Raw genomic sequence first — 25,441 nt, forward strand, 5'->3', positions numbered from 1 at the left:
TCCGTTGCTGCGGTCAGGGCTGATATGGGTTCCGCCCTTACGGCGGCTCACTTTTGAAAAGCGCAAAAGTAAGCAAAACGCTCTTGCCCCACCACTCGGCACCTCGCCTAGGCTCGGTGTGCCCTCTCTCCGGCTTTGGAGCGTGGGCCGCCGCGATGGGCCATCCTTGGCCCAGCGCGGCTAACCCGGCGTCCTGCCGGGTTACCCACGCTCCAAAGCCTGCGTTCGGCCAGCGTGGTTTAACGGGGCGCCTAAGATCAAGATCAAAAGCAAGATCAAGAACACAGCGGCCTACAGGCCGGCTTGAGTGGTGTGAAGCAAAGGCAACATCAAAATCAAAAGCGGGCACGGTCAAATGTGGGAGCTGGCTTGCCTGCGATGGCATCGCCTCGGTGTACCTGAGAGACCGAGTTGTCTGCATCGCAGGCAAGCCAGCTCCCACAGAAAAGCAGCGCTGCATTAGTTTCAGATTTGGTTTTCGCTTTTGATCTGGCTTCTACCACTCAAGCCGGCCTGTAGGCCGCTGTGCTCTTGCTTTTGATCTTGATCTGACTGCCCCAATAAGCCCGAGGCCGAACGCAGGGTTTGAGGAGCGGGTAAACCGGCAGGACGCCGGTTTAGCCGCGACGGGGCAGGGACGCCCCGTCGCGGCGGCCCGCGGAGCAATGCCGGAGTGAGGGAACACCGAGCCTAGGCGAGGTGCCGACAGGCGGGGCAGAGCCCTTTGCTTACTTTGGGGCTTTTCCAAAGTGAGCCGCTGTAAGAGCGGAACCCATATCAGCCGTTACCGCAGCAACGGATATGTACTCAATCCCAACCCCAATCCCCACCTAAGGATTCCGAACCCCCAAAAGGCTCATCAACCCCGCCAGCGGAAAATCCCCCTCCAGCTCCGCCAGACTCGCCGTACTCATAGGCTGCGGCTGCCGCAAATGCCCATGCTGCAAATAACTGATCAGCCCGCCCACAAACGGCTGATGGCTAACCAGCAACACATCATCGTCATTGTCGAGATGCTTGAGCACCTCCAGCGGATTACTCTCCGGCGTCAACCAGGGCACCGTCCGAATCTCCGGCTCAAACCCCAACGCCTCACGCACCAACTGCGCCGTCTGCTGCGCCCGCACATACGGGCTGGCAACAATCGCCCGAATCGGCTGCCCGATCAGATGCCCCGCACTGCGCAACACCTCTTCGCGCCCATGGGCCGTCAAATTACGCTCGGCATCCGTGCGCGCATGCCCCTCGGCTTCACCGTGACGCAATACCCACACCTTCATAGTTTCGGTTCCTCATCACGGGCAGGATGCGGCGCGGGCGGCACGCTGTGAGCAGCCTCACCTTCAGGCGCACGGGGCGTCGGCCAATCAGCAAACGGCCAAGGCTTCTGGTCACTGTGAAAACTGCCAAACCGCCCAATCTGCGCCAAAAACTGACTCAGGCTGTCACCAAAATTCATCAGCCCAAGGTTCGGCGCGCCGTACACCAGCCGGTAAACCAGTTGCACCACCACCAGAGCGCCCAGCAGAAACTGCGCCACTTGCCACACCAGGGCAAACACCAGCATCCACAGGACACGCAGGCCGATGGATTCGTACTTGGGTGCTGCTTTCGGATCGTTCATCGCGCGTTCCTCAGTTGAAACCACTGGTGGAAATAAAGTCGACATCGGTCTTCGGCTCGGCCCGCATCAGCAACTCGATGACCTGGTTCAAGGTGCGCCCTTCAAACAGGATCGCGTGCAAACCCGCGACCAGCGGCATGTATACCCCGACTTCGTGGGCCTTGGCCTTTAACACCTTCAGGGTGTTGACGCCTTCGGCGACTTCCCCCAGCCGGGTGACGGCATCTTCCAGGCTCAGGCCCTGGCCGAGGGCAAAACCGACTTGATAGTTGCGGCTTTTCGGTGACGAGCAGGTGACAATCAGGTCGCCCACACCCGCCAGACCGAGGAAGGTCATCGGGTTGGCGCCCTGGTTGACCGCAAACCGCGTCATCTCGGCCAAGGCGCGAGTGATCAACATGCTCTTGGTGTTTTCGCCCATGCCCAGCGCAACGGCCATGCCAGCGATGATCGCGTAGACATTTTTCAACGCCCCGCCCAACTCGACGCCGAAGCGGTCGGCACTGGCGTACACGCGGAAGGTGCGACCGTGCAGCACTTCCTGCACCCGCTCGCAGAGTGCTTCGTCTTCGCTGGCGATCACGGTGGCGGTCAGTGCATGCTCAGCCACTTCCCGCGCCAGGTTCGGGCCGGACAACACGCCAATACGCGCCTCGGGGGCGATCTCTTCAAGGATTTCACTCATCAACTTGAAGGTATGCGCCTCGATGCCCTTGGTCAGGCTGACCAGCAACTTGCCCGCCAACCGCTCGGCGTGGGGCGCAAGCACCGAACGCAAGGCACTGGACGGCAGCGCGACGAAGCACAGGTCGCACTCGGTCAGCGTCGCCAGCAAATCGGTGACCGGCTCGACGGCCGGGAGAATCTTGATGCCTTTAAGGTAACGGGGGTTTTCCCGGTTGACCCGAATGGCCTCGGCTTGCTCGGGGTCACGCATCCATTGACGCACCCGGTGACCATTTTCAGCCAGCAGATTTGCCACGGCGGTACCAAAACTTCCGCCTCCCAGGACCGCAATAGGGCGCTGTTCAGTCATATGCAATCCGTTAATCCATAGCAGTGGCGATGGCCGCATTATACGGAGCGACCCGCCTGCGGCCAGCCCCCGCGTCAATTCAAACGCTCGTCGGAAAATGCGACATTTAAGCGAAGTAATTACAGGGGCGACGACTGGCAAAAGGCCCCACCTCAGTTAACATGGGCGGCTATCCGTAATTATCAAGGCCGTGCCGTGTATTTGGGCCCTCCTCCTCGCTCATCCCTTTTGCTGACGCTGTTGTGCATGCCGTTGTGCAGTGCTCCGCTGCTGGCCGACGATCTGTTCCTCGACAGCCAACCGCTGCCGCAGGTGCTGACCGCTACCCGGCTCAAGCAATCGGCCGCGGCCGTGCCCGGCAGCATGACGGTGATCGACAGCGAGCTGATCAAGGCCAGCGGCGCGCGGGACATCCCCGAACTGCTGCGCCTGGTGCCCGGGATGATGGTCGGCTACACCACCGGCAACCAGGCCGCCGTGAATTACCACGGCACCCAGGCGGGCGACGCCCGGCGCATGCAGGTGCTGATCGATGGTCGCTCGGTGTACCGCGCGGGCCTGGCGACGGTGGACTGGAGTGATATCCCGGTAGCCCTGGAAGACATCGACCGCATCGAGGTCTTCCGCGGCCCCAACACCGTCAGCTACGGCGCCAACGCGCTGATGGCCGTCGTCAACATCCTCACCCGGTCGCCGGCCAACAGCCACGGCACCCGGATGAAACTTACCCAGGGCGGCCGCGGGATCAACGACTGGTACGCCAGCCAGGGCATGGGCTGGGAAACCGGCGACCTGCGCCTGTCGCTGTCCGGGCAACAGGACGATGGCTTTGACAGCGACCGCGTCGGTGCCGACCGCCGCGACAGTCGCCGCCTGAGCCGCTTCAGCCTGGCCGTGAGCCAGACACTGAACGCGCAACAAAGCATCGACTGGCAACTGGACGCCAAGGAAGGCACCAACCAACGCCCGTACACCTACCAACCGGTGTTCGACGGGATTACCGAAGGCGGTACCAATTCCGACGTCAGCGCCAAGGACTATGCTGGCTCCCTGCGCTGGAATTTCGACTTCAATCCCGATCACAGCCTGTATATCCAGGGTTCGGCCCAGCAGTGGGATCGCCGGCAGATCTGGCGCGCCTGCGACGCCAAGGTCTCGTTCAGCCCGGAGTTGACCCAGCTGTGGCAGCTCAATCCCAACTATGCCGAGAAACTGGCGCGGCATATGGATGCGTTCAGCAAGGGTTCGGCGCCTCCCGGCAGTGCCGCCGAACAGGCATTGGGCAATCAGGTACTGGATCAATGGCGTAATGGCGCGAACCAGAGCGTCTGCGGCAACATCGACCAAAGCACCAAGGAAAGCCGCTACGACCTGGAGCTGCAAGACACCCTCAGCCTGTCCGACAGCCTGCGCCTGGTCAGCGGCATGAACTACCGCTACGACCGCGCCGACTCCGACACCTACTTCAACGGCACTATCGACGACACCACCTGGCGCCTGTTCGGCCACCTGGAATGGCGCGCCAGCGAACACTGGCTGCTGCAGGGCGGTGCGATGTACGAAGACACCCACCTGAGCGGCAACTCGCTGACGCCCCGGGTGGCCGTCAACTACCTGATCAACCCGCGCCACGGCCTGCGCGCGGTGTACTCCGAGGCCATCCGCTCGCCGGACATGTTCGAGAACAACGTCAACTGGAGCTACCGCGTCACCAACCTCAGCTCGCCGACCTACGGCCAGAACTCCGGTCAATACTTCGTGGTGACCCGTGGCCCGGGCAACCTCGACAAAGAGCTGATGCGCTCCCGGGAGCTGGGCTACAACGGCTTTTTTGCCGACATCGGGCTGAACGTGGACGTGAAGCTGTTCTACGACGAAATCAGCGACATGGTCAGCGAGCCGCTGCGCAACAACCAGTACATCGCCAGCAACTCCAACAGCTCGCGTTTTACCGGCACCGAAACCCAGCTTGACTGGCACATGAGCACCGCCGACCGGCTGCGTGTCACCTATGCTTATGTGGATGCCAGCGCCACCAACCCGCTGGACAAACAGCAAACCGCCCGCAACAGCGGCTCGGCCGGCTGGATGCGTGAATGGGGCCATGGCTGGTCGAGCGCGGTGTTCTACTATGGCGACGACGCGCTCAACCAATATCGCTTCGAACGGGTCGACCTGCGAGTGGCCAAGCGCATTGCCCTGGGCAAAGCCAACGTGGAGCTGGCCGGCATGTTGCAGCAACGGCTCGACAATCAGCCCACCACCTGGCCCGACAATAACTATGACCAGCGCCACGTGCTCTACTTCAGCGCGGAGTTAGAGTTCTAGCATGAACCGCGCCCCGTCACGGATGACCCTCTCCTTTACCGCCCCACTCTGGCGGCGCTGTGTGCTGCTCGGGATTTTATTGTTTGCCGCCCCGGCATGGGCGGCGGACATCCTGCTGACCGCCGAAGAAGACGGCCCGGGGGTACAAACCTTCGTGCAGGCCCTGGCCCAAGAGCGCCCCGAAGACCGCGTGACGTTCACCCCGCTCAAAGACCTCCCCACCCCCGCGCACTTGCCGCCCAGCACCCGTCTGATCCTGCTGGACCTGCCCAGCCTCGACTGGCGCCTGCAAGACACCCAGGGCCCGCCGACCCTGGTGCTGCGCATCAGCCGCCTGCAAGCCCGCCAGCGCCTGGGGGACAGCGTGCCACCGAAGATCAGCCTGTTGTGGAGCGATCCGCCGCTGGACCGCCAACTGCGCCTGATCACCGGCATCCTGCCCCAGGCCCGGCGCATCGGCGTGCTCTACGGCATCGACAGCGAATTCCTGCTGCGTGAGCTGCGCCAATACGCGGCGCCCATGGGCCTGGAGATCGTGCCCCAGCTCTGGGACAACATTAATGACAGTCGTCCGCTGCAAAGCCTGTTCAAGAGCAGCGACGTGCTACTGGGGCTGGATGATCCCCAGCTGTACAACCCGAAAACCGCAAAAAACCTGCTGCTCAGCAGCTACGCCAGGCAATTGCCACTGGTCGGGCCCAACGCCGGGTTCGTCAAGGCCGGCAGCCTGGCCAGTACCTATAGCGACCAGGCCGACTGGCTGAACGTGCTCGACCGGCTGCTGGACCATACCCCGTCCGGCTGGCCGCGCTCGTTGTACCCGGACCGTTTCAAAGTCGTGGGCAACCCACAGGTTGCGCGCTCACTGGGGATCGAACAGGTGGACGAAACCAACGTCGCCGCCCGCCTGGCCGAAGGAGAAAAACGCCCATGACCTTTCGTCGCCGTTGGGACATCAACACCCGAACCCAGCTCATTACCCTGGGCCCGGCACTCCTGCTGACGCTGTTGCTGATCAGCTTCTTTACCTTCGTGCGGATCCAGGATTTGCGCCAGGAGCTGGACCACACCGGCCAATTGATCGCCAACCAACTGGCGCCGGCCACCGAATACGGGGTGATTTCCGGCAACAACGACGTGCTCGAAAGCCTGTTGCGCGCCACCCTGGCCACGCCACATGTGCGCTTCCTGGAGATTCAGGACAGCTCGGAAAATATCCTGGTGTACGTCGAGCAACCGTCGGAAAAGCACGATCGTTCGCTGTCGGTGAAAGTGTTCCAGGCGCCGATCCGCCTGCAGCATATCCAACTGGGCAACGACTTCTTCCAGGACAGCACCGCCGAGCCCAAGGCGCCCCGCGCAGACTACCTGGGGCGGGTGATTGTCGGCATGTCCAACGATGCGTTCAGCCAGCGCCAGCAGGAAATCCTGTTCAAGGCCGGGATTCTCGCGCTGTTCGCCCTGCTGTTTACCTTCCTGCTGGCCCGGCGCCTGGCGGCCAGCCTGTCGCAGCCGATCAGCGCCATGGGCAATGCGGTCAAGGCGATCCAGCAGGGTGACTACCAGACGCCACTGCCCATCGTCGACGATTCGGAGTTGGGCGACCTGTCGCGCCACATCAATAACCTGGCCGACGGCTTGAACCAGGCCAGCCGCGAACAGCACCAGGCCATGGCCCAACTGATCCAGACCCGCGAAGAAGCCGAGCGGGCGAACAATGCCAAGTCGGACTTCCTGGCAATGATGAGCCATGAACTGCGCACGCCGATGAACGGGGTGCTGGGCATGCTGCAACTGCTGGAAACCACCGACATGACCGAGGAGCAGACCGAGTACGCGGCGCTGGCTTCGGAGTCCACCGAACACCTGCTGAAAGTGATCAACGACATCCTCGACTTCTCGCGCATCGAGCGCGCCGCCCTGGAACTTGAGCACATTCCGTTCGACCTGGTGGAGCTGATCAGCAGTTGCGCCCAGGCCTTCCAGCATGCGGCCCAGCAACGCGGGCTGGTGCTTGACGTGCCAATCCCCACGGGCCTGGACTCGCTGCAAGTGCAAGGCGACCCGACCCGCATCCGGCAGATTCTGGTGAACCTGATCGGCAATGCCCTCAAGTTTACCGAGCACGGCACCGTCACCGTCGAACCCCACTGGCAAACGCTGGACCATGAATTGCTATGGTTCACCTGCACCGTGCGCGACAGCGGGATTGGCATTTCGGCCGAGCGCCTGGAACTGATGTTCGATGCGTTCCAGCAAGCCGACAGTTCCATTTCAAGACGTTACGGCGGCACAGGGCTTGGCTTGCCTATCGCGCGCACCCTGGCTGAACGCATGGGCGGCACGCTGCGCGCCCAGAGTGAAGAAGGCCAGGGCTCGGTGTTCACCCTGGAAATCCCCCTGGCGATCTACCAGCAGAGCCTGCCGGTGCTCGCGCCAAACGCCGAAGGCAATGCCAGCGCGGGTGAAGGGCGCAACGTATTACTGGTGGAAGACAACCCGGTCAATCGCACCGTGGTCGAAGCCATGCTGCGCAGCCTGGGGTTCGAGGTGAGCATCGCCACCGACGGCGCCGAGGCGATCCGCAGTGCCGAGAGCCTGATTTTTACCGCGATCCTGATGGATTGCCGGCTGCCGGGCATCGATGGCTATGAGGCCACCCGGCAGATTCGTCAGTTGCCCGGCTGCGCCGACCTGCCGATCATTGCCCTCACCGCCAACGCCTTGCAGGGCGACCGCGAAGCCTGCCTTGCGGCCGGAATGAACGATTACCTGGCAAAGCCGTTCAAACGCACGGATTTGCAGCAAATCCTACAACGATGGGTGCAGTAACACGGTGCCATCAGCCAACTGCGACTGGCGTGAAAGACGAAAGTGCGGCAGTCTTAGGCACCCGAACGGGCCCGTAAACCGGCCCGGTTTATAATTTCAGTGCACAAGTGTACATTCATGACCTTGACGCTGTGACTTTCACTACAACGCAATAGTCTATGTGTAGGCTGCCGATATGAGGCATGAACGCTTCAGTCGGCCGGGAAGATTTGCCCTGCCCTGCCGCATGGGATTATTGAGGAGCTCGCATGACCAAACAAAACGCCTTTACTCGGGAAGACCTGCTGCGCTGCAGTCGCGGTGAGCTGTTCGGCCCAGGTAACGCGCAACTGCCCGCCCCGAACATGCTGATGGTGGATCGCATCACCCATATCAGCGAAGAGGGTGGCAAGTACGGCAAAGGTGAATTGGTCGCCGAGCTGGATATCACCCCTGACCTGTGGTTTTTCGCCTGCCATTTCGAAGGCGATCCGGTGATGCCGGGCTGCCTGGGCCTCGACGCCATGTGGCAGCTGGTTGGCTTCTACCTCGGCTGGCAAGGCCTGCCGGGCCGCGGTCGCGCCCTGGGTTCGGGCGAAGTGAAGTTCTTTGGCCAGGTCTTGCCGACCGCCAAGAAAGTCACCTACAACATTCAAATCAAGCGCGTCCTCAAGGGCAAGCTGAACCTGGCCATTGCCGATGGTTCGGTGACTGTCGACGGTCGCGAGATTTATACTGCCGAAGGCCTTCGGGTCGGCGTATTCACTTCCACTGACAACTTTTAAGGGTTATCCGCATGCGCCGCGTCGTTATCACTGGTCTGGGCATCGTTTCGTGCCTGGGCAATGACAAAGAGACCGTCTCCGCTAACCTGCGTGCAAGTCGCCCTGGCATCCGCTTCAACCCGGAATATGCCGAAATGGGTCTGCGTAGCCAGGTTTCCGGCTCCATCGACCTGCCCCTCGAAGAACTGATCGATCGCAAGATCTATCGCTTCGTCGGCCACGCAGCCGCTTACGCCTACCTGGCCATGAAGGACGCAGTCACCGATTCCGGCCTGAGCGAAGACCAGGTGTCCAACGTGCGCACCGGCCTGATCGCCGGTTCCGGTGGCGCGTCGACCTTGAACCAGATGGAAGCGCTGGACATCCTGCGCGAGAAAGGCGTCAAGCGTGTCGGCCCGTACCGCGTCACGCGGACCATGGGCAGCACCGTTTCCGCCTGCCTGGCCACGCCATTCAAGATCAAGGGCGTGAACTACTCGATCTCCTCCGCTTGCGCCACCAGTGCTCACTGCATCGGTACTGCGGTAGAGCAGATCCAGCTGGGCAAGCAAGACATCGTGTTTGCTGGCGGCGGTGAAGAAGAACATTGGAGCCAGTCGTTCCTGTTCGACGCCATGGGCGCCCTGTCGACCCAGTACAACGAAACCCCGGAAAAAGCCTCCCGTGCATACGACGCCAAGCGTGACGGTTTCGTCATCGCCGGCGGTGGCGGCATGGTGGTGGTCGAGGAGCTGGAACACGCCCTGGCCCGTGGTGCGAAGATCTACGCGGAAATCGTCGGCTACGGCGCCACTTCCGACGGCTACGACATGGTTGCGCCAAGCGGCGAAGGCGCCATCCGCTGCATGCAGATGGCCATGGCTACCGTTGATACCCCGATCGACTACCTGAACACCCACGGTACTTCGACTCCGGTCGGCGACTCCAAGGAAATGGAAGGCGTGCGTGCGGTATTCGGCGACAAGGCACCGGCGATCAGCTCTACCAAGAGCCTGTCGGGTCACTCCCTGGGCGCCGCCGGCGTTCACGAAGCGATCTACTGCCTGCTGATGATGGAAGGTAACTTCATGGCAGGTTCTGCCAACATCGAGGAACTGGACCCGGAAGTGGCTGACATGCCGATCCTGACCAAGACCCGTGAAGATGCAAGCATCAACACTGTGATGAGCAACAGCTTCGGCTTTGGTGGCACTAACGCTACCCTGGTGCTGAAACGCTGGCAGGGCAAGTAAGCCCGCAGCTTGATCACCTGAAAACGCCCCGACTGGTTCGGGGCGTTTTTTTTGCGCCCTGAAAAGCACCGGGAGTGCAGGAGGGTTGGGGGCATATCCGTTGCTGCGGTCAGGGCTGCTATTGGTTCCGCCCTTACGGCGGCTCACTTTTGAACAGCCGGAATGCCGGCCCAATCAAAAGTAAGCAAAACGCTCTTGCCCCACCACTCGGCACCTCGCCTAGGCTCGGTGTGCCCTCTCTCCGGTACTACTCCGCGGGCCGCCGCGACGGGGCGTCCCTGCCCCGTCGCGGCTAAACCGGCGTCCTGCCGGTTTACCCGCTCCGTACTACCTGCGTTCGGCCAGCGTGGTTTAACGGGGCGCCTAAGATCAAGATCAAAAGCAGATCAACAGCACAGCGGCCTACAGGCCGGCTTGAGTGGTGTGAAGCAAAGGCAACATCAAGATCAAGATCAAAATCTAAAGCGGGGCACGGTCAAATGTGGGAGCTGGCTTGCCTGCGATGGCATCGCCTCGGTGTACCTGAGAGACCGAGTTGTCTGCATCGCAGGCAAGCCAGCTCCCACAGAAAAGCAGAGCTGCATCAGTTTCAGATTTGGCTTTCGCTCTGGCTTTTGATCTGGCTTCTACCACTCAAGCCGGCCTGTAGGCCGCTGTGCTTTTGCTTTTGATCTTGATCTGACTGCCCCAATAAGCCCGAGGCCGAACGCAGGGATTGAGGAGCGGGTAAACCGGCAGGACGCCGGTTTAGCCGCGACGGGGCAGGGACGCCCCGTCGCGGCGGCCCGCGGAGCAATCCCGGAGTGAGGGAACACCGAGCCTTAGCGAGGTGCCGACAGGCGGGGCAGAGCGTTATGGTTACTTTGCCGCTTTTGCAAAGTGACTCGCTGTAAGAGCGAAACCCTAAGCCGCCGTTACCTAAATAACGGATATGCCCCCTCCAAAAGCCTAAACCGAAAACCTAGCCACCATGGTGTTGAGATCCACCGCCAACCGCGACAACTCCTGACTCGCCGCACTGGTCTGATTCGCCCCCGCCGACGTCTGTTGCGCCAGATCACGGATATTCATCAAATTGCGATCCACCTCCCGCGCCACCGCCGCCTGCTCTTCCGAGGCACTGGCAATCACCAGGTTGCGCTCATTGATCAAGGTAAACGCCGAAGCAATCTCCTCCAGCGCCGTACCCGCCGACTTGGCGATATCCAGCGTCGAACGCGCCCGCGTGTTGCTCTGCTGCATGGAACTCACAGCCTGATCAGTCCCCTGCTGAATCCCGCTGATCATCTGCTCGATCTCCTGGGTCGACTGCTGCGTACGATGCGCCAACGCCCGCACCTCATCCGCCACCACCGCAAACCCACGCCCCGCATCCCCGGCCCGCGCCGCTTCAATGGCAGCATTCAGCGCCAGCAAATTGGTCTGCTCGGCAATCGAGCGAATCACATCCAGCACCTTGCTGATGCCATACACCTTCTGCGCCAGGTCCTCCACCTGCGTCGCGTTGGCCGTCACATCATCGGCCAGGGACTCAATCGACAACACCGTCTGATGCACCTGCTCACGACCATGCTGGGCGATCCGGTCAGACTCACACGACGCCTGGGACGTGGCCACCGCATTGCTCGCCACCTCCTCCACCGCCGCCGTCATCTGATTCACCGCAGTGGCCGCCTGTTCGATTTCCTGACTCTGCTGATGCAGCCCACGGGTCGCGTCTTCCGTCACGCAACTGAGCTCTTCAGAAGCCGACGCCAATTGGCTGGACGAATCGGAAATACGCCGGATGGTTTCCCGCAGGCTCTCCTGCATGCTTTTCAGCGCCTGCTGCAAACGTGCCGGTTCGTCCTTGCCGCTGACCGTAATCACACCGGTCAGGTCGCCGCTGGCCACGCCCTGTGCGACTTTCAGCGACTGGGATAACGGCAGCACGATGCTGCGGGTCAGCAGCAACGCCAGGCCAATGGTGATCAGCGCCGTCACGGCAATCATGCCGACTACCCAACTGCGCGATTGGGCGAACACGCTTTGGGCCTGGCTCGCCGCCTGATTGGCACTGACCTTGTTCAGCGTCACCAGCTCCCGCAAGGTGCCGGCCAACTCGTCAGCCAACTGGTTCATCTCGCCGTTAACCACCTTGATCGCGTCTTCCAGCTGATTGGCCCGGGAAAACCCCATGACCTGCTCCTGGCGTTGCAGGTAGCGCGCTTCCTCGGCTTTGAAGCGATCGAACAGCACCCGTTCTTCAGGCAGCACAATCAAGCCTTCATAGAGAGACTGAGCCTTGTGCAGGCCGCTTTTCAGCTCGGTGATTTTCTGTTCATTCTGCGTGATCGCCTGCGGGTCGCGGTTGAGCAACAAGCGTAAGGTCAGGGCCCGCACCCGCAGCAGGTCCTGATTCATTTCACCGACCGCCATCACGCTGGGCAGCCAGTTGTTTTCCACCTGGTCCGACTGCTGGCGCATATTGCCCATCTGCAACAGGGCAAACCCGCCCAGGGCAAACACCATCAGCGCCAGCAAACCAAACCCCAGGCCGGCGCGAGGGGCAATATTCAGACTTCTGATATTCATGTTCGGAATCCTTCCAAAAGCGCTGCATCCACCTGCAGCGGGCTCTTGAAAGGTATCGGCGAGGAACGGGGTTTGCGTAAGACGAAAACGCGATATCAAAACGCCTTATGATCGCCCCGCCCCGGCTGTAGCGATTCAGCGTACGGTAAAGCTCTTTTGCGTCAGCAGGCGGTCGCCCTGGAACACCATGAAACGCCACTCCCCGGGCACGACTTCGTGGTGCTCGGTGAACTCGAACGCCATCACCTCCTGCGGCGCACCGGGAACCAGCTTCTGGGTCACTTCGAGTTTGTCATGACGCACACCGTCCGGCGTGCGAATGCCCGGAGTGAAGTAGAGCAAGGTCAGCGGCGTGTCTTCGGCAGCTTTGCCGAGCAATTGATAGCGCAGCCCGAACTTGGTGCCCAGCTTCGCCGGCACCACGGTGGTGGCCTGGATCTGTTCGTTGCTGCGGCGCAGCACGCGCTCCCCGGCTTGCAGATCGGCTTTCGGGCCATCAAACACGCCGAACTCCACTGGACCTTCGATACGCACTTCGGCACTGGCCAGGCTGCTGATCATCATCAGCGCCGCCAGGGCACCTGAACGGGTGAATTGCATGCTGCACTCCTTGTTTGAGAAGGCCGCAGCTTATGACGCAGGGATGACGACAGGATGACAAACCCCATCACTTGGGCTTGGGCAAAATCGCCAGGAAATTGTCCCGCGCGACCTTTCTGGCCACGTCTTCAGGCAGCGCATCGAGGAACGGGTCGAAGCTGCGCATTTCCTTACCGAGCTTGTTGAAGCGCCCTACCACGTCTGAACCGAGCATGAAGCGGTCCGGGAAGCGCTCCACCAGCTTTACCCACTCAGGACGTGGCGTTCCCGCCTCATCCAGCAAGTAAGGCGTGAGCACGCTCCAGGACAGGTCGACGTACAGGTTCGGGTAAGCCTCCAGCAGGCGCGCCAGGGTGGGCAGCAAGAAATCCATCTGCGTCTGGTGCCGGTGGATTTCCATGCTGCTGCCCGCATGGGCCCAGATGAACCGGGTGTGCGGATGGTTGCGCAGCGGCTCTTCCATTTCCGCCAGATACAACGGATTTTTCTCACGCTTGGAGGTGATGTTGGAGTGCACCATCACCGGCAAATCGTTCTCCGCTGCCAGGTGATAGATGCGGGTCATCGCCTCGTTATTGGCCCTTGGCGTGTCGCCGGAGGTCAGTGCGGTCAGGTCATCGTGACGGGTGAAGACTTCGCCGATGCCTTGCCACAGCCCCGGATTGAGGTCGAGCATGCGCTGGATGTGGGACGCCGCGTTTTTGTCGTTGGGGTTGAAACCGCTGAGGAACGGATGAAAGCGCTGACGTTGCTCCGGGCTCAGTTTATTGACCGCGTCGGCGACGAACACGTCGGTGGCGCTGTACCAATAGGCGTCGGCATCATCCCCGGCGTAATAGCGCGGGCGCTTGGGTTCGTCTTCGTGCCACTTCTTGGCCACGGGAATCCCGGAAATCATCACATGCTCGATGCGATTATCGGCCATGGCCTTGAGCAACTTGTCCATGCCCGCCGACTCCTGGAAGAAGTCGACGTAATGCAGGTGCGCATCGCTGTAGGCATAGTCGCGGGCCTGTACCGCAAGGCTCGCGGCAGCCAGCAACAGGGCAATACTCAGGCGGGTCCGGCGCACAGGGGCATCTCAAACAAGGGCTAATGAAGGTAGACCTCAAGCCGCGCCTGCGGGTTCAGCGGTAAACAACAGGGAACACCAAGGTGCCAGCATGCTCTATAACTGCATGACCTTCTTCCTGCCACCCTGTGAGGTTTGCCATGCCTGTTACCGTGAATACACTGAACGCCGAAAACTTCCGCCACAGCGTCAATATCAATAACCACGAGCTGTTTACCGACCTGCCCAAGAGCCTGGGCGGCGACGACTCGGCGCCCTCTCCCCACGATTACTTCGATGCCGCGCTGGCGTCGTGCAAGGCCCTGACCGTCAAGCTCTATGCCCAGAAAAAAGATATTCCGCTCACCGGCGTCACCGTGGAAGTCACCCATGACAGCACCGAAGAGCAAAAGGGCAAATACACGCTCAACGTCAAACTCACCCTCAAGGGCGTACTCACCGACGAGCAGCGTGATGAGCTGCACCGTGTGGCGGATCGCTGCCCGGTTCACAAGCTGATGACCACGGCCGAAGTCACCATCGAGACCAAGCTCTCGGAAGGCGCCTTCAGCCAGTAGCGGCAACCTCCCGTCGAGCGGGTTATGCTCAGAGGCATCTAACCCGCTCAGATTGGGACGCACCATGACCACAGTGACCGTGATCCGCCCCCGCGCCGAAGACGTTGAAGGGCAACCGATCCTGCGCCCGTTGCCCTCCCGGCAATGCCGCAGCGTCGGGCCGTTCGTGTTTTTCGACCATATGCTGCACACCCGCTATGCCCCGGGTACCGGCATGAATATTCGCCAGCACCCGCATATCGGCCTCTCCACCCTGACCTACCTGTTTGAAGGCGAACTCCTGCACAAGGACAGCCTGGGTTCCGACCAGGTGGTAAAGGCCGGGGATGTCAGCTGGATGACCGCCGGCAGCGCCATTGCCCACGTTGAGCGCAGCCCCGAAGCACTCAAGGCCAGTGGTTTTGGCCTGCACGGGCTGCAAGTGTGGCTGGCCTCGCCCAAGGAACATGAGCAAGGGCCCGGGCATTACAGCCATCACCCCGCCGCCAGCTTGCCGGTGAGTGACAACCTCGGCGTGCAGATTCGCCTGATTGCCGGCAGCGGCTTTTGCCTGGAATCGCCGGTGCCAGTGCTGTCGCCCACCCTGTATGCCGAGGTTCGAATGCAGACGGCCACCACGCTGCTGATCCCGGATGAGCATGCGGAACGGGCGGTGTATGTGCTGGAGGGTGAGGCGCAGCTGGAGGGCGAGGTGCTGGAGGTCCACAGCCTGGTGGTGTTACCGGCGGGCGAAAGCCTGGCGCTGTTTGCCGAGACGGATTGCCATCTGGTGGTGTTCGGCGGCGCGGCGCTGGACGGGCCACGGCGGATCAACTGGAATTTTGTCGCGAGTGACCCGGTGTTGATCGAGCAGGCTCGCCAGCGTTGGGCGGCCGGGGATTGGCCGACGGTGCCGGGGGAAAGTGAGCGGATCGAGTTGCCTGGAGGCAAGGCTTAAGCGCTTTATTGCCCATTAAATAGCCATCGCGAGCAAGCCCGCTCCCATATTCGACCGCGTTCCTTCAGTGGGAATGCGGTCGAATATGGGAGCGGGCTTGCTCGCGAAGGGGCCAGCTCAGGGAACCGCGCTATCAGCCCTTGAACACTTCATCCAGCAAGTTATGCATCGACTGGAAGGCCCGTGCGGCGGTCTTCGCGTCATACATCATCTTGCCCGGCACGTTCGCGTGCGGGTCGGTAAACGAGTGCACTGCACCGCCGTAGCTCAGCAATTGCCAATCCACACCGGCAGCGTTCATTTCGTCTTCAAACGCCGGCAGTTGCTCTTTCGGCACCAGCGGGTCGGAAGCGCCGTGCAACACCAGCACTGAACCCTTGATGTTTTTCGCATCGGCCGGGTTCGGTGTGTCGAGGCTGCCGTGGAACGAAACGGCGGCTTTCAACGGCGCACCGGTACGCGCCAGCTCCAGGGAGCAGCAGCCGCCGAAGCAGAAACCGAAGGTTGCCAGCTTCGAGGTATCCACCGCCGCTTCGGTCTGGGTTTTCAGGTGATCAAGCGCGACTTGCATGCGCTTGTTCAGCAGCGGCCGGTCATTCTTCAACGGCATCATCGCCGCACCGGCTTCATCGCCATTCGAAGGGCGAACAGTTTGCCCGTACAGGTCGGCAAGCAGCACCACGTAGCCCTTGCTGGCCACGCTCTTGGCGATCTCTTCAGCGCCGGCACTGACACCCATCCAGTTCGGCGCCATCAACAACCCTGGCAGCGGGCCCTTATGACTGGCATCAAATGCCAGGCGGCTTTCATAAGACTGGCCATCAATCTGATAGACCACGGAACGCACGGTGATTTGGCTCATCATTTACTCCAGGTGAAAGGCTCTAGAACGAAAAAACCCGCCGAAGCGGGTTTTTCTACAACGGTGTTAAACCGACAGTTCAACCAACAGCTTGTTCAGTCGGCGCACATAAGCGGCCGGGTCTTTCAGGCTGTCGCCGGCAGCCAGGGCTGCCTGGTCGAAGAGGATGTGCGACAGGTCGCCAAAGCGCTCTTCGCTCTGCTCGCCGTCGAGTTTCTCGATCAGCGGATGAGCCGGGTTGAATTCGAAGATCGGCTTGGAATCCGGAACCTTCTGACCGCTGGCTTCCAGGATCTGACGCATCTGCATGCCCAGGTCCTGCTCGCCGATGGCCAGAATCGCCGGGGAATCGGTCAGACGGTGGGAAACCCGCACTTCGCTGACGGCATCGCCCAAGGCGGTCTTGATTCGCTCAACCAGGCCTTCTTTGGACTTGGCCACTTCTTCAGCGGCTTTCTTGTCTTCTTCGGAATCCAGGTTGCCCAGGTCCAGGTCGCCACGGGCGACGTCAACAAAGCTCTTGCCGTCGAAGTCGCTGAGGTAGCTCATCAGCCACTCGTCGATGCGGTCGGTCAGCAGCAGCACTTCGATGCCTTTCTTGCGGAAGACTTCCAGGTGCGGGCTGTTCTTGACCTGAGCGTAGGTTTCGCCGGTCAGGTAGTAGATCTTGTCCTGACCTTCCTTGGCGCGCGCCAGGTATTCGGCCAGGGAAACGTTCTGCTCGCCGTCGTCACCGTGGGTCGAGGCGAAACGCAGCAGACCGGCAATTTTTTCCTTGTTGGCGAAATCTTCTGCCGGGCCTTCTTTCATGACCTGGCCGAAGTTTTTCCAGAAGCCCTTGTATTGCTCAGGCTCGTTCTTCGCCAGTTTTTCCAGCATGTCGAGGACACGCTTGGTCAGCGCCGACTTCATCGAGTCGATGATCGGATCTTTCTGCAGGATTTCCCGCGACACGTTCAGCGACAGGTCGTTGGAGTCGACCACGCCCTTGATGAAGCGCAGGTACAACGGGAGGAACGATTCCGCCTGGTCCATCACGAACACACGCTGCACGTACAGCTTCAGGCCTTTCGGCGCTTCACGCTGGTACAGGTCGAACGGAGCACGGGCCGGTACGTAGAGCAGCGAGCTGTATTCCAGCTTGCCTTCGACCTTGTTGTGGCTCCAGCTCAGCGGGTTTTCGTAGTCGTGAGCGATGTGCTTGTAGAACTCCTGGTATTCCTCGTCCTTGACTTCGGTACGAGGACGGGTCCACAGGGCGCTGGCGCGGTTGACGGTTTCCCATTCCAGCGCAGGCTTTTCTTCGCCTTCCGCAGCGGCTTGCTCTTTCGGCAACTCGATCGGCAACGCGATGTGGTCGGAGTACTTCTTGATGATATTGCGCAGGCGCCAGCCATCGGCGAATTCGTCTTCACCGGACTTCAGGTGCAGGACAATGCGCGTACCGCGGTCAGCTTTGTCGATAGTGGCGATTTCAAACTCGCCCTCGCCCTTGGAAGACCAGTGCACACCTTCGCTGGCGGCAAGGCCGGCGCGGCGGCTGAAGACTTCAACCTTGTCGGCAACGATAAAGGCCGAGTAGAAGCCCACGCCGAATTGGCCGATCAGGTGCGAATCTTTCTTCTGGTCGCCCGACAGATTCTTCATGAAATCAGCAGTGCCGGATTTGGCGATGGTCCCCAGGTGGGTGATCGCATCGTCACGGCTCATGCCGATACCGTTGTCTTCGAGGGTGACGGTTTTCGCGTCTTTGTCGAAGCTCACACGGATTTTCAGTTCCGCGCCGCCTTCCAGCAATTCAGGCTTGGACAGGGCTTCGAAACGTAATTTGTCGACAGCGTCAGAGGCGTTCGAGATCAATTCGCGAAGGAAAATTTCCTTGTTGGAATACAGCGAATGGATCATGAGGTGCAGCAGTTGCTTCACCTCGGTCTGGAAGCCCAGGGTTTCCTTTTGAGTTTCCACACTCATGGTCATCAAACTCCAATTGGATGGCAGTGGCCGCGCCCTTGAGGGTTGGCGGCGGGTTGTCATCAAAGTTGGGGGCTAAGACCAGGATTTCAAGGGCGAGCCGGTTCCTCAATCTTGAAATGCGCACGGGCGGTGGCAATCGGTTCAGCCTGGGTGCTTTGCCACGCAGTAATCGCCACATTGGCCACCCGCCGCCCCTGGCGCCACACCTGGCATTTGGCGTAGGTGTCGCGGAACTGGCCGGCGCGCAGGTAATCCAGGGAGAAGTCGATGATTTTCGGCACACCCGGCGTACCGGTGAACACCAGCAGATGCAAGGCGGCGGACAGCTCCATGAAGCCTGCAATCACCCCGCCGTGGATCGCCGGCAATATCGGGTTACCAATGTTGTCCTTGTTGGCCGGCATGCGGAACAGCAATTCATCCCCCAGGCGCGTGCATTCGATGCCGATCAGCTGGGCGTAGGGAATCAGGTTGAGCAGCGCGTCGTAGTTGCCGCGCTCGTGGGCCTGCTGCAGTCGGGTCTTGAACTGATGCTTCATGGCTGCTGCTCTCCCTTGATCGTATTACCCAGGCCCTGGCTGCCCTTGAGGCGCTTGCCCATGCGCATGAACGTGCCCACCACATGGGCAATCGGCTGCTGCGGGTCATCCTGGTAGGCAAAGCCACGGGTGAAGATCACGTCGGTGGTCACCCGGTAGCACTGGGCGAAACCGAACACCGGCCTGTGGGGTTCGGCCGGGTGCATGTAGTCGACACGCAGGTCCAGGGTCGGGCAGACCTCGAACTCCGGCAATACACACAGGGTGGCCATGCCGCAGGCGGTGTCCATCAAGGACGTCAGCGCGCCGCCGTGGATCACCCCGGTCTGCGGATCTCCGACGATATGCGGACCATAGGGCAATACCAGCGTCATACCGTCTTCACTGGCGGCATGCACCTGGATACCCAGTACCTGGCAGTGACGCAAGGCCGAAACAAAACGCGTGGCACGGGATAAAAGAGGATTTTCGGTCATTCGTTAAAGACTCTTATTAGTGTGAATCCGGCGGTGTAGACAACCTTGGTGAAAGTTCCCTTGGGAAACGCCTTATATATCTGTGAGATTTAAGGAACTAAGCGTTGGGCATAGGCTCGAAAGGCCAGTAGATATCTTCAATAAGGAGAAACACCCCATGCGCAAGACTTTAGCTATTTCCTTGATGTTGGCCGCTGCCCTCGGCCTCGCTGCCTGCGATAAAAAATCCGAGGACAAAGCTCAGGACGCCAACCAACATGCTGAACAAGCTCAAGAAAAAATGAGTGAAGCTCAGGATAAAGTGAACGACGCTGCAAAAGAAAACGCTGAAGCTGCCAAAGCCCAGCAGGAATCGAACAACGCAGCCGCAAAAGAAGCAGCACCTGCAACCGGTTCTTGAGTCTGACGACTTGAACACCGTGGCTTGAAAAGTCATGTTGCAAAAGAAAGCCCGCCAAGTGCGGGCTTTACTTTGTCCGCTGCTTTTATCAGGGGAGCAAAGTGCGAAAAGTCGGACTAAGCCCCGCTCCTGACGCTGAATAACAGCCATAAAAAATGCCCCGAATCGTTTGATACGGGGCATTTTCGATTACAACGTTTGGCCAGAAGCTTTAAGCAATCGCTTCGCTGCGCTTGCCCAGCAGCCGGTCAATAACCACGGCGACCACCAGGGTCATCACCGAAGGCACCAACCACGCCAGGCCCTGCTCGCTCAACGGCAGGTGAGCCAGTTGCGATGGCATCCAGTTCGCCAGGCCTGCGCCCTTCAGCGCATCAATGCAGCCGAAGATGAACGACACCAGCATCATCGGGCCCACGATACGACCCTGCTCCTGCCAGAAGTCCTTACAGAAGCTCAGGGCCACCAGCACGATGCACGGCGGATAGATCGCGGTGAGTACCGGGATCGAGAACGCAATCAGCTTGGTCAGGCCCAGGTTGGACACAAACAGCGAGAACACCGCCAGGATCACCACCAGGGTCTTGTAGGACAGCGGCAACACACGGCTGAAGTACTCGGCGCAGGCGCAGGTCAGGCCCACCGCCGTCACCAGGCACGCCAGGGAAATCAGCACGGCGAGGAAGCCGCTGCCCAGGGAGCCGAAGGTGTGCTGGACGTAAGCGTGCAGCACGGCGGCGCCGTTGGCAGCACCGGCGGCCACTTCATGGCTGCCCGAGCCGAGGCGGAACAGGCTGATGTACACCAGCGCCAGGCCCACGCCGGCAATCAGCCCGGCAATGATCGCGTACCGGGTGATCAGCTTCGGCGACTCGACGCCACGGGAGCGGATCGCATTGACGATCACGATGCCGAACACCAGGGCACCGAGGGTATCCATGGTCAGGTAACCATTGATAAAACCCTGGGAGAACGGAGCAGCCACGTACTCAGGGGTGGCGACACCCACATCACCGGCTGGCAGGGCGAAGGCAGCGATGCCCAGCACGGCCAGGGCGATGATCTTCAACGGCGCCAGGAAGCGACCGACGGTATCCAGCAGACGGCCCGGGTACAGGGAGATGAAGAACACCAACAGGAAATACACCGAGCTGTAGAGGAACAGCGCCAGCGGGCTTTCACCGGTCAGCGGCGCCAGGCCCACTTCAAAGGAAACGGTGGCGGTTCGCGGGGTGGCGAACAACGGGCCGACTGCGAGGTAAGCAGCCGCTGCCAGCAAGCCACCGGCGATCTTGCCGATCGGGCTGCTCAACGCGTCCATGCCACCACCGACCTTGGCCAGGGCGACGACAGTGATCACCGGCAAACCGACCGCGGTGATCAGGAAGCCCAGCGCCGCCATCCAGACATGAGGCCCGGACTGCAAACCGACGATAGGCGGGAAGATGATGTTGCCGGCGCCCACGAACAGGGCAAAAGTCATAAAGCCCAACGCCAGGATGTCCTGGCTTTTCAACACTTTCATTTGAGGAAATACCACACTACTGAATCGGAATTTAGAGAGGGCTTCCCTATGGATGAGGGAAATACTGCCGGTCCTGATGGGGACTGACGGGTCTAGCGCGGGGCTTCCTTTTGGGATGCGCACGCATAAAGAGGCGGCTAGCCTAACGAATTTGCGGGTCAAACGCACTGTTGCGGGGCGAACTGTCCGATAAGCGACATTTTTATGTCGCGTTTTCATATCTAAATTTTGAAATACGATCAAATGTGCGAGCAAGCCCGCTCCCACATTTTAATCTCCACCAACCTTCAGAATGCACAAAGGCCACCCGAAGGTGGCCTTTGTGGGGTGAAGCGTCAGTTAAGCGCGAGGCTTACTTGACAGCCCAACCGGTCAGCTCGGACAAAGCCTTGCCGATGTCTGCCAGCGAACGCACGGTTTTAACGCCTGCGTCTTCCAGGGCAGCAAACTTCTCGTCTGCAGTGCCCTTGCCGCCAGAGATGATTGCGCCAGCATGGCCCATGCGCTTGCCAGCAGGGGCAGTCACACCAGCGATGTAGGAAACAACCGGCTTGGTCACGTGTGCCTTGATGTAGGCAGCCGCTTCTTCTTCAGCCGAACCGCCGATCTCACCGATCATCACGATCGCTTCGGTCTTCGGGTCTTCCTGGAACAGTTTCAGGATGTCGATGAAGTTCGAGCCTGGGATCGGGTCACCGCCGATGCCGACGCAAGTCGACTGACCGAAACCGGCGTCAGTAGTCTGCTTGACAGCTTCGTAGGTCAGGGTGCCGGAACGGGAAACGATACCGACTTTGCCTGGCAAGTGAATGTGACCTGGCATGATGCCGATCTTGCATTCGCCTGGAGTGATCACGCCTGGGCAGTTAGGGCCGATCAGGGTAACACCCAGCTCGTCGCACTTAACTTTAGCGTCCAGCATGTCCAGGGTAGGAATGCCTTCGGTGATGCAAACGATCAGCTTGATGCCGCCGAATGCTGCTTCCAGGATGGAGTCCTTGCAGAAAGGAGCTGGAACGTAGATCACGCTGGCGGTGGCGCCAGTGGCAGCTACAGCATCTTTCACGGTGTTGAACACTGGGAGGCCCAGGTGCTCGGTGCCGCCTTTGCCCGGAGTAACGCCACCGACCATCTTGGTGCCGTATTCGATGGCTTGCTGGGTGTGGAAACTACCTTGCGAACCGGTAATACCCTGGCAAATAACCTTGGTGTCTTTATTGATCAGGACGCTCATTATTTGCCCTCCGCAGCTTTGACAACTTGTTGAGCAGCGTCGGTCAGGCTGGTAGCAGCGATGATGTTCAAACCGCTTTCTGCCAGTACTTTAGCGCCCAGTTCAGCGTTGTTACCTTCAAGGCGAACAACCACCGGGATTTTAACGCCGACTTCTTTCACTGCACCGATGATGCCTTCGGCAATCATGTCGCAACGAACGATGCCGCCGAAGATGTTGACCAGTACTGCTGCGACGTTGGAGTCGGACAGGATGATCTTGAACGCTTCGGTAACGCGTTCTTTGGTGGCACCGCCGCCTACGTCGAGGAAGTTGGCTGGTTTGCCGCCATGCAGGTTGACGATGTCCATGGTACCCATGGCCAGGCCAGCACCGTTGACCATGCAACCGATGTTACCTTCCAGGGCTACGTAGTTCAGTTCGAACTTGGCAGCGTGCGCTTCGCGCGGATCGTCTTGCGACGGATCGTGGAAAGTCTTCAGCTTAGGCTGACGGTACATGGCGTTGGCGTCGATGTTGATCTTGGCGTCGAGGCAATGCAGATCGCCGTCAGCCTTGATCACCAGCGGGTTCACTTCCAGCAGGGCCAGATCGTGATCCTGGAACAGTTTGGCCAGACCTACGAAGATCTTGGCGAACTGGGCAACTTGCTTGCCTTCCAGACCCAGCTGGAAAGCCAGCTCGCGACCCTGGAATGGCTGAGCGCCAACCAGTGGATCGATAGTGGCTTTCAGAATTTTTTCTGGGGTTTCTTCGGCGATCTTCTCAATGTCCACGCCACCTTCGGTGGAGGCCATGAACACGATGCGACGGCTCGAACGGTCAACGACAGCGCCCAGGTACAGCTCTTTAGCGATATCAGTGCACGATTCAACCAGGATCTTGGTGACTGGCTGGCCATTGGCATCAGTCTGGTAAGTCACCAGACGCTTGCCCAGCCACTGCTGAGCGAAGGCTTTGGCGTCTTCTTTGCTGCGAACCAGCTTGACGCCGCCCGCTTTACCGCGACCACCAGCGTGAACCTGGGCTTTGACAACCCACTCGGTGCCGCCGATTTTGTCGCAAGCTTCTGCTGCTGCTTCCGGGGTGTCTACTGCGTAACCCTTGGATACTGGCAGGCCGTATTCAGCGAACAGCTGCTTACCCTGATACTCGTGAAGATTCATGCTTATTACCGTCTTCGTTAGGTACTGCGCATTCGGCGCTGCGCTCTTTATTGAGTGCCGCGCCACCTGTGACTGCTGCTTGCACAGTCAAACCACCAAAGGCCTGAACCCTGGGTGGTGAAACTGCGCAAGACTGCGTCCAGCGGATATTCCGCGGTGAGTCTTGCGCACAAGGCTCACGACGGGCAACCGCCGTGGTTTCTTATTATCTCGCTTAGCGCTTCTTCTTGTTGGCGATGTGGATGGCATGGCCATTCACTGCCAACGCGGCTTCGTGCAGCGCTTCGGACAGGGTCGGATGGGAGAAAACCATCATGCCGATGTCTTCGGCGCTGGTGCCGAATTCCATACCGATTGCGCCTTGCTGAACCAGTTCTGCTGCGCCTGGGCCAATCACGTGGACGCCCAATACGCGGTCAGTCTTGGCATCAGCGATGACTTTGACAAAACCACCGGTGTCGTTGGCTGCCATGGCACGGCCAGAAGCGGCAAACGGGAAGGTGCCGACGTTAACTTCAACGCCTTCAGCTTTCAACTGCTGTTCGTTCTTGCCGACCCATGCAATTTCCGGGTGGGTGTAGATAACAGACGGGATCAGGTCGTAGTTCATCTGGGTTTTGTGACCCTTGATGCGCTCGACAACCATGATGCCTTCTTCGGAAGCCTTGTGCGCCAGCATCATGCCGCGAACCACGTCGCCAATGGCGTAGACGCCCGGCACGGTGGTAGCGCAGTGATCGTCAACGTGGATGAAACCACGCTCGTCGATGTTCACGCCGCTGTCGGAAGCCAACAGATCAGTGGTCACTGGACGGCGACCAACGGCTACGATCAGCTTGTCGAAAGTGATGGTCTGTTCGCCATCCTTGTCGGTGTAGGTCACGACTACTTCGTCGCCGTTAACCTTGGAACCGGTAACGCGAGCGCCCAGCTTGATGTCCAGACCTTGTTTGGTCAGGGTTTTCAGCGCTTCTTTGGACACTGCGGTGTCGGCAGCCAACAGGAACGTGTCCAGGGCTTCCAGCACGGTGACTTCGGAACCCAGACGGGACCAGACCGAACCCAGTTCCAGGCCGATCACGCCAGCGCCGATCACGCCCAGACGTTTTGGAACCGATTGGAATTCCAGGGCGCCGGTCGAATCAACGATTACGTTCTGGTCAACTGGAGCCGGTGGAATGTCGATTGGACGCGAACCTGGAGCCAGGATCACGTTCTCGGCTTCGATGACTTCTACCGAACCGTCAGGCTTGGTGATTTCAACTTTCTTGCCGGCCAGCAGTTTGCCGTGGCCTTGCAGGGAAGTAACGCCGTTGGCCTTGAACAGGGTAGCAACGCCGGAAGTCAGGCCTTTAACGATGTTGGCCTTGCGGCCGACCATTGCTGGCACGTCCATGGTCACGCCAGCGTGGTTGATGCCGTGGATGGCAAAACCGTCTTGCGCTTCGTGGAATTTCCAGGAGCTGTCCAGCAGCGCCTTGGAAGGAATGCAGCCAACGTTCAGGCAAGTACCGCCCAACGCCAGTTTGCCTTCCTTGTCGGTGTATTTTTCGATGCAAGCAGTCGAGAGGCCCAGTTGTGCGGCCTTGATGGCGGCAACGTAGCCGCCAGGGCCCGCACCAATCACTACAACGTCAAATTTCTGCGACATGAAAAAAAATCCTCTTTAGCTAAAAGCTTCAAGCCGTGAGCCGCACTCCGGCCTGCCT

22 protein-coding genes are annotated in these 25,441 nt (G+C 60.0%); 8 read left to right on the forward strand and 14 right to left on the reverse strand.

The features are described 5' to 3' along the window. Positions 1 to 830: 830 nt before the first annotated feature. The 3 genes from sixA to JFV30_RS19700 are packed head-to-tail and all read right to left on the reverse strand — an operon-like array spanning position 831 to position 2,660. Positions 831 to 1,280, reverse strand: a complete 450-nt coding sequence (gene sixA, locus JFV30_RS19690; RefSeq protein ID WP_201124981.1) for a phosphohistidine phosphatase SixA — start codon at positions 1,278 to 1,280, stop codon at positions 831 to 833. Further along, positions 1,277 to 1,624: a DUF4389 domain-containing protein gene (locus JFV30_RS19695; RefSeq protein WP_003210547.1), complete on the reverse strand. Its 348-nt coding sequence runs from the start codon at positions 1,622 to 1,624 to the stop codon at positions 1,277 to 1,279. The genes sixA and JFV30_RS19695 overlap by 4 nt, the downstream gene beginning before the upstream one ends. A gap of 10 nt (positions 1,625 to 1,634) precedes the next feature. Next, positions 1,635 to 2,660: an NAD(P)H-dependent glycerol-3-phosphate dehydrogenase gene (locus JFV30_RS19700; RefSeq protein ID WP_169385910.1), complete on the reverse strand. Its 1,026-nt coding sequence runs from the start codon at positions 2,658 to 2,660 to the stop codon at positions 1,635 to 1,637. A gap of 195 nt (positions 2,661 to 2,855) precedes the next feature. Between JFV30_RS19700 and JFV30_RS19705 the strand changes: the two genes are divergently transcribed. From JFV30_RS19705 to fabB, 5 genes are all read left to right on the forward strand, one after another. Next, the gene (locus JFV30_RS19705; RefSeq protein ID WP_336604753.1) at positions 2,856 to 4,988 is read left to right on the forward strand and encodes a TonB-dependent receptor plug domain-containing protein; all 2,133 of its coding nucleotides are present in this window, start codon (positions 2,856 to 2,858) and stop codon (positions 4,986 to 4,988) included. A gap of 1 nt (position 4,989) precedes the next feature. Further along, positions 4,990 to 5,922, forward strand: a complete 933-nt coding sequence (locus tag JFV30_RS19710; protein WP_201124982.1) for an ABC transporter substrate-binding protein — start codon at positions 4,990 to 4,992, stop codon at positions 5,920 to 5,922. Then, positions 5,919 to 7,820, forward strand: coding sequence for an ATP-binding protein (locus JFV30_RS19715; protein WP_010166304.1), 1,902 nt, complete (start codon positions 5,919 to 5,921; stop codon positions 7,818 to 7,820). The genes JFV30_RS19710 and JFV30_RS19715 overlap by 4 nt, the downstream gene beginning before the upstream one ends. Before the next feature lie 248 nt (positions 7,821 to 8,068). Further along, entirely contained in the window at positions 8,069 to 8,584 is a 516-nt protein-coding gene (gene fabA, locus JFV30_RS19720) for a 3-hydroxyacyl-[acyl-carrier-protein] dehydratase FabA (RefSeq protein ID WP_003210552.1), read from the forward strand. Positions 8,585 to 8,595: 11 nt separating this feature from the next. Next, positions 8,596 to 9,816, forward strand: coding sequence for a beta-ketoacyl-ACP synthase I (fabB, locus tag JFV30_RS19725; RefSeq protein ID WP_201124983.1), 1,221 nt, complete (start codon positions 8,596 to 8,598; stop codon positions 9,814 to 9,816). A gap of 948 nt (positions 9,817 to 10,764) precedes the next feature. On the opposite strand, the gene JFV30_RS19730 is transcribed toward fabB, so the two are convergent. From JFV30_RS19730 to JFV30_RS19740, 3 genes are all read right to left on the reverse strand, one after another. Beyond that, entirely contained in the window at positions 10,765 to 12,390 is a 1,626-nt protein-coding gene (locus JFV30_RS19730) for a methyl-accepting chemotaxis protein (protein ID WP_201124984.1), read from the reverse strand. A gap of 135 nt (positions 12,391 to 12,525) precedes the next feature. Next, positions 12,526 to 12,990, reverse strand: a complete 465-nt coding sequence (locus tag JFV30_RS19735) for a DUF3859 domain-containing protein (RefSeq protein ID WP_201124985.1) — start codon at positions 12,988 to 12,990, stop codon at positions 12,526 to 12,528. A 67-nt stretch (positions 12,991 to 13,057) separates the two neighbouring features. Further along, positions 13,058 to 14,062, reverse strand: a complete 1,005-nt coding sequence (locus JFV30_RS19740) for an amidohydrolase family protein (protein WP_201124986.1) — start codon at positions 14,060 to 14,062, stop codon at positions 13,058 to 13,060. A 140-nt stretch (positions 14,063 to 14,202) separates the two neighbouring features. Between JFV30_RS19740 and JFV30_RS19745 the strand changes: the two genes are divergently transcribed. Next, positions 14,203 to 14,619, forward strand: a complete 417-nt coding sequence (locus JFV30_RS19745; RefSeq protein WP_177087538.1) for an OsmC family protein — start codon at positions 14,203 to 14,205, stop codon at positions 14,617 to 14,619. 64 nt (positions 14,620 to 14,683) lie between these two features. Beyond that, a complete protein-coding gene (locus JFV30_RS19750) occupies positions 14,684 to 15,556 on the forward strand; it encodes a pirin family protein (RefSeq protein WP_201124987.1) in 873 nt (290 codons plus the stop codon). A 133-nt stretch (positions 15,557 to 15,689) separates the two neighbouring features. On the opposite strand, the gene JFV30_RS19755 is transcribed toward JFV30_RS19750, so the two are convergent. The 4 genes from JFV30_RS19755 to JFV30_RS19770 all read right to left on the reverse strand — a co-directional run bounded on the left by JFV30_RS19755 (position 15,690) and on the right by JFV30_RS19770 (position 19,407). Then, complete coding sequence (locus tag JFV30_RS19755; RefSeq protein ID WP_008434010.1) at positions 15,690 to 16,418, reverse strand: dienelactone hydrolase family protein; 729 nt, start codon at positions 16,416 to 16,418, stop codon at positions 15,690 to 15,692. A 66-nt stretch (positions 16,419 to 16,484) separates the two neighbouring features. Beyond that, entirely contained in the window at positions 16,485 to 18,389 is a 1,905-nt protein-coding gene (htpG, locus tag JFV30_RS19760) for a molecular chaperone HtpG (protein WP_010166275.1), read from the reverse strand. A gap of 89 nt (positions 18,390 to 18,478) precedes the next feature. Further along, positions 18,479 to 18,931, reverse strand: a complete 453-nt coding sequence (locus JFV30_RS19765; RefSeq protein ID WP_201124988.1) for a PaaI family thioesterase — start codon at positions 18,929 to 18,931, stop codon at positions 18,479 to 18,481. Next, complete coding sequence (locus tag JFV30_RS19770; RefSeq protein WP_010166271.1) at positions 18,928 to 19,407, reverse strand: PaaI family thioesterase; 480 nt, start codon at positions 19,405 to 19,407, stop codon at positions 18,928 to 18,930. The genes JFV30_RS19765 and JFV30_RS19770 overlap by 4 nt, the downstream gene beginning before the upstream one ends. A 157-nt stretch (positions 19,408 to 19,564) precedes the next feature. Here JFV30_RS19770 and JFV30_RS19775 point away from each other — a divergent pair, with 157 nt between their 5' ends. Next, entirely contained in the window at positions 19,565 to 19,807 is a 243-nt protein-coding gene (locus JFV30_RS19775; protein WP_010166269.1) for a hypothetical protein, read from the forward strand. 211 nt (positions 19,808 to 20,018) lie between these two features. On the opposite strand, the gene brnQ is transcribed toward JFV30_RS19775, so the two are convergent. The 4 genes from brnQ to lpdA all read right to left on the reverse strand — a co-directional run bounded on the left by brnQ (position 20,019) and on the right by lpdA (position 25,383). Further along, on the reverse strand, positions 20,019 to 21,332 hold the full coding sequence (gene brnQ / locus JFV30_RS19780; protein WP_201124989.1) for a branched-chain amino acid transport system II carrier protein: 1,314 nt from the start codon (positions 21,330 to 21,332) through the stop codon (positions 20,019 to 20,021). 352 nt (positions 21,333 to 21,684) lie between these two features. Further along, positions 21,685 to 22,566: a succinate--CoA ligase subunit alpha gene (sucD, locus tag JFV30_RS19785; protein ID WP_010166265.1), complete on the reverse strand. Its 882-nt coding sequence runs from the start codon at positions 22,564 to 22,566 to the stop codon at positions 21,685 to 21,687. After that, positions 22,566 to 23,732, reverse strand: a complete 1,167-nt coding sequence (gene sucC, locus JFV30_RS19790; protein WP_003210567.1) for an ADP-forming succinate--CoA ligase subunit beta — start codon at positions 23,730 to 23,732, stop codon at positions 22,566 to 22,568. Before sucC ends, sucD begins: the two co-directional genes overlap by 1 nt. Positions 23,733 to 23,946: 214 nt before the next feature. Next, the gene (lpdA, locus tag JFV30_RS19795) at positions 23,947 to 25,383 is read right to left on the reverse strand and encodes a dihydrolipoyl dehydrogenase (protein ID WP_010166256.1); all 1,437 of its coding nucleotides are present in this window, start codon (positions 25,381 to 25,383) and stop codon (positions 23,947 to 23,949) included. Positions 25,384 to 25,441: the final 58 nt, after the last annotated feature.

Source organism: Pseudomonas sp. TH32, assembly GCF_016650855.1.
GTDB lineage: Bacteria > Pseudomonadota > Gammaproteobacteria > Pseudomonadales > Pseudomonadaceae > Aquipseudomonas.

Bases quoted from the DNA above. Each gene is read 5' to 3' on its own strand.
- sixA (WP_201124981.1), bottom strand. From the start codon at position 1,280: ATGAAGGTGTGGGTATTGCGTCACGGTGAAGCCGAGGGGCATGCGCGC.
- JFV30_RS19695 (WP_003210547.1), bottom strand. From the start codon at position 1,624: ATGAACGATCCGAAAGCAGCACCCAAGTACGAATCCATCGGCCTGCGT.
- JFV30_RS19700 (WP_169385910.1), bottom strand. From the start codon at position 2,660: ATGACTGAACAGCGCCCTATTGCGGTCCTGGGAGGCGGAAGTTTTGGT.
- JFV30_RS19710 (WP_201124982.1), top strand. From the start codon at position 4,990: ATGAACCGCGCCCCGTCACGGATGACCCTCTCCTTTACCGCCCCACTC.
- JFV30_RS19715 (WP_010166304.1), top strand. From the start codon at position 5,919: ATGACCTTTCGTCGCCGTTGGGACATCAACACCCGAACCCAGCTCATT.
- fabA (WP_003210552.1), top strand. From the start codon at position 8,069: ATGACCAAACAAAACGCCTTTACTCGGGAAGACCTGCTGCGCTGCAGT.
- fabB (WP_201124983.1), top strand. From the start codon at position 8,596: ATGCGCCGCGTCGTTATCACTGGTCTGGGCATCGTTTCGTGCCTGGGC.
- JFV30_RS19730 (WP_201124984.1), bottom strand. From the start codon at position 12,390: ATGAATATCAGAAGTCTGAATATTGCCCCTCGCGCCGGCCTGGGGTTT.
- JFV30_RS19735 (WP_201124985.1), bottom strand. From the start codon at position 12,990: ATGCAATTCACCCGTTCAGGTGCCCTGGCGGCGCTGATGATGATCAGC.
- JFV30_RS19745 (WP_177087538.1), top strand. From the start codon at position 14,203: ATGCCTGTTACCGTGAATACACTGAACGCCGAAAACTTCCGCCACAGC.
- JFV30_RS19750 (WP_201124987.1), top strand. From the start codon at position 14,684: ATGACCACAGTGACCGTGATCCGCCCCCGCGCCGAAGACGTTGAAGGG.
- JFV30_RS19755 (WP_008434010.1), bottom strand. From the start codon at position 16,418: ATGAGCCAAATCACCGTGCGTTCCGTGGTCTATCAGATTGATGGCCAG.
- htpG (WP_010166275.1), bottom strand. From the start codon at position 18,389: ATGAGTGTGGAAACTCAAAAGGAAACCCTGGGCTTCCAGACCGAGGTG.
- JFV30_RS19765 (WP_201124988.1), bottom strand. From the start codon at position 18,931: ATGAAGCATCAGTTCAAGACCCGACTGCAGCAGGCCCACGAGCGCGGC.
- JFV30_RS19770 (WP_010166271.1), bottom strand. From the start codon at position 19,407: ATGACCGAAAATCCTCTTTTATCCCGTGCCACGCGTTTTGTTTCGGCC.
- JFV30_RS19775 (WP_010166269.1), top strand. From the start codon at position 19,565: ATGCGCAAGACTTTAGCTATTTCCTTGATGTTGGCCGCTGCCCTCGGC.
- brnQ (WP_201124989.1), bottom strand. From the start codon at position 21,332: ATGAAAGTGTTGAAAAGCCAGGACATCCTGGCGTTGGGCTTTATGACT.
- sucD (WP_010166265.1), bottom strand. From the start codon at position 22,566: ATGAGCGTCCTGATCAATAAAGACACCAAGGTTATTTGCCAGGGTATT.
- sucC (WP_003210567.1), bottom strand. From the start codon at position 23,732: ATGAATCTTCACGAGTATCAGGGTAAGCAGCTGTTCGCTGAATACGGC.
- lpdA (WP_010166256.1), bottom strand. From the start codon at position 25,383: ATGTCGCAGAAATTTGACGTTGTAGTGATTGGTGCGGGCCCTGGCGGC.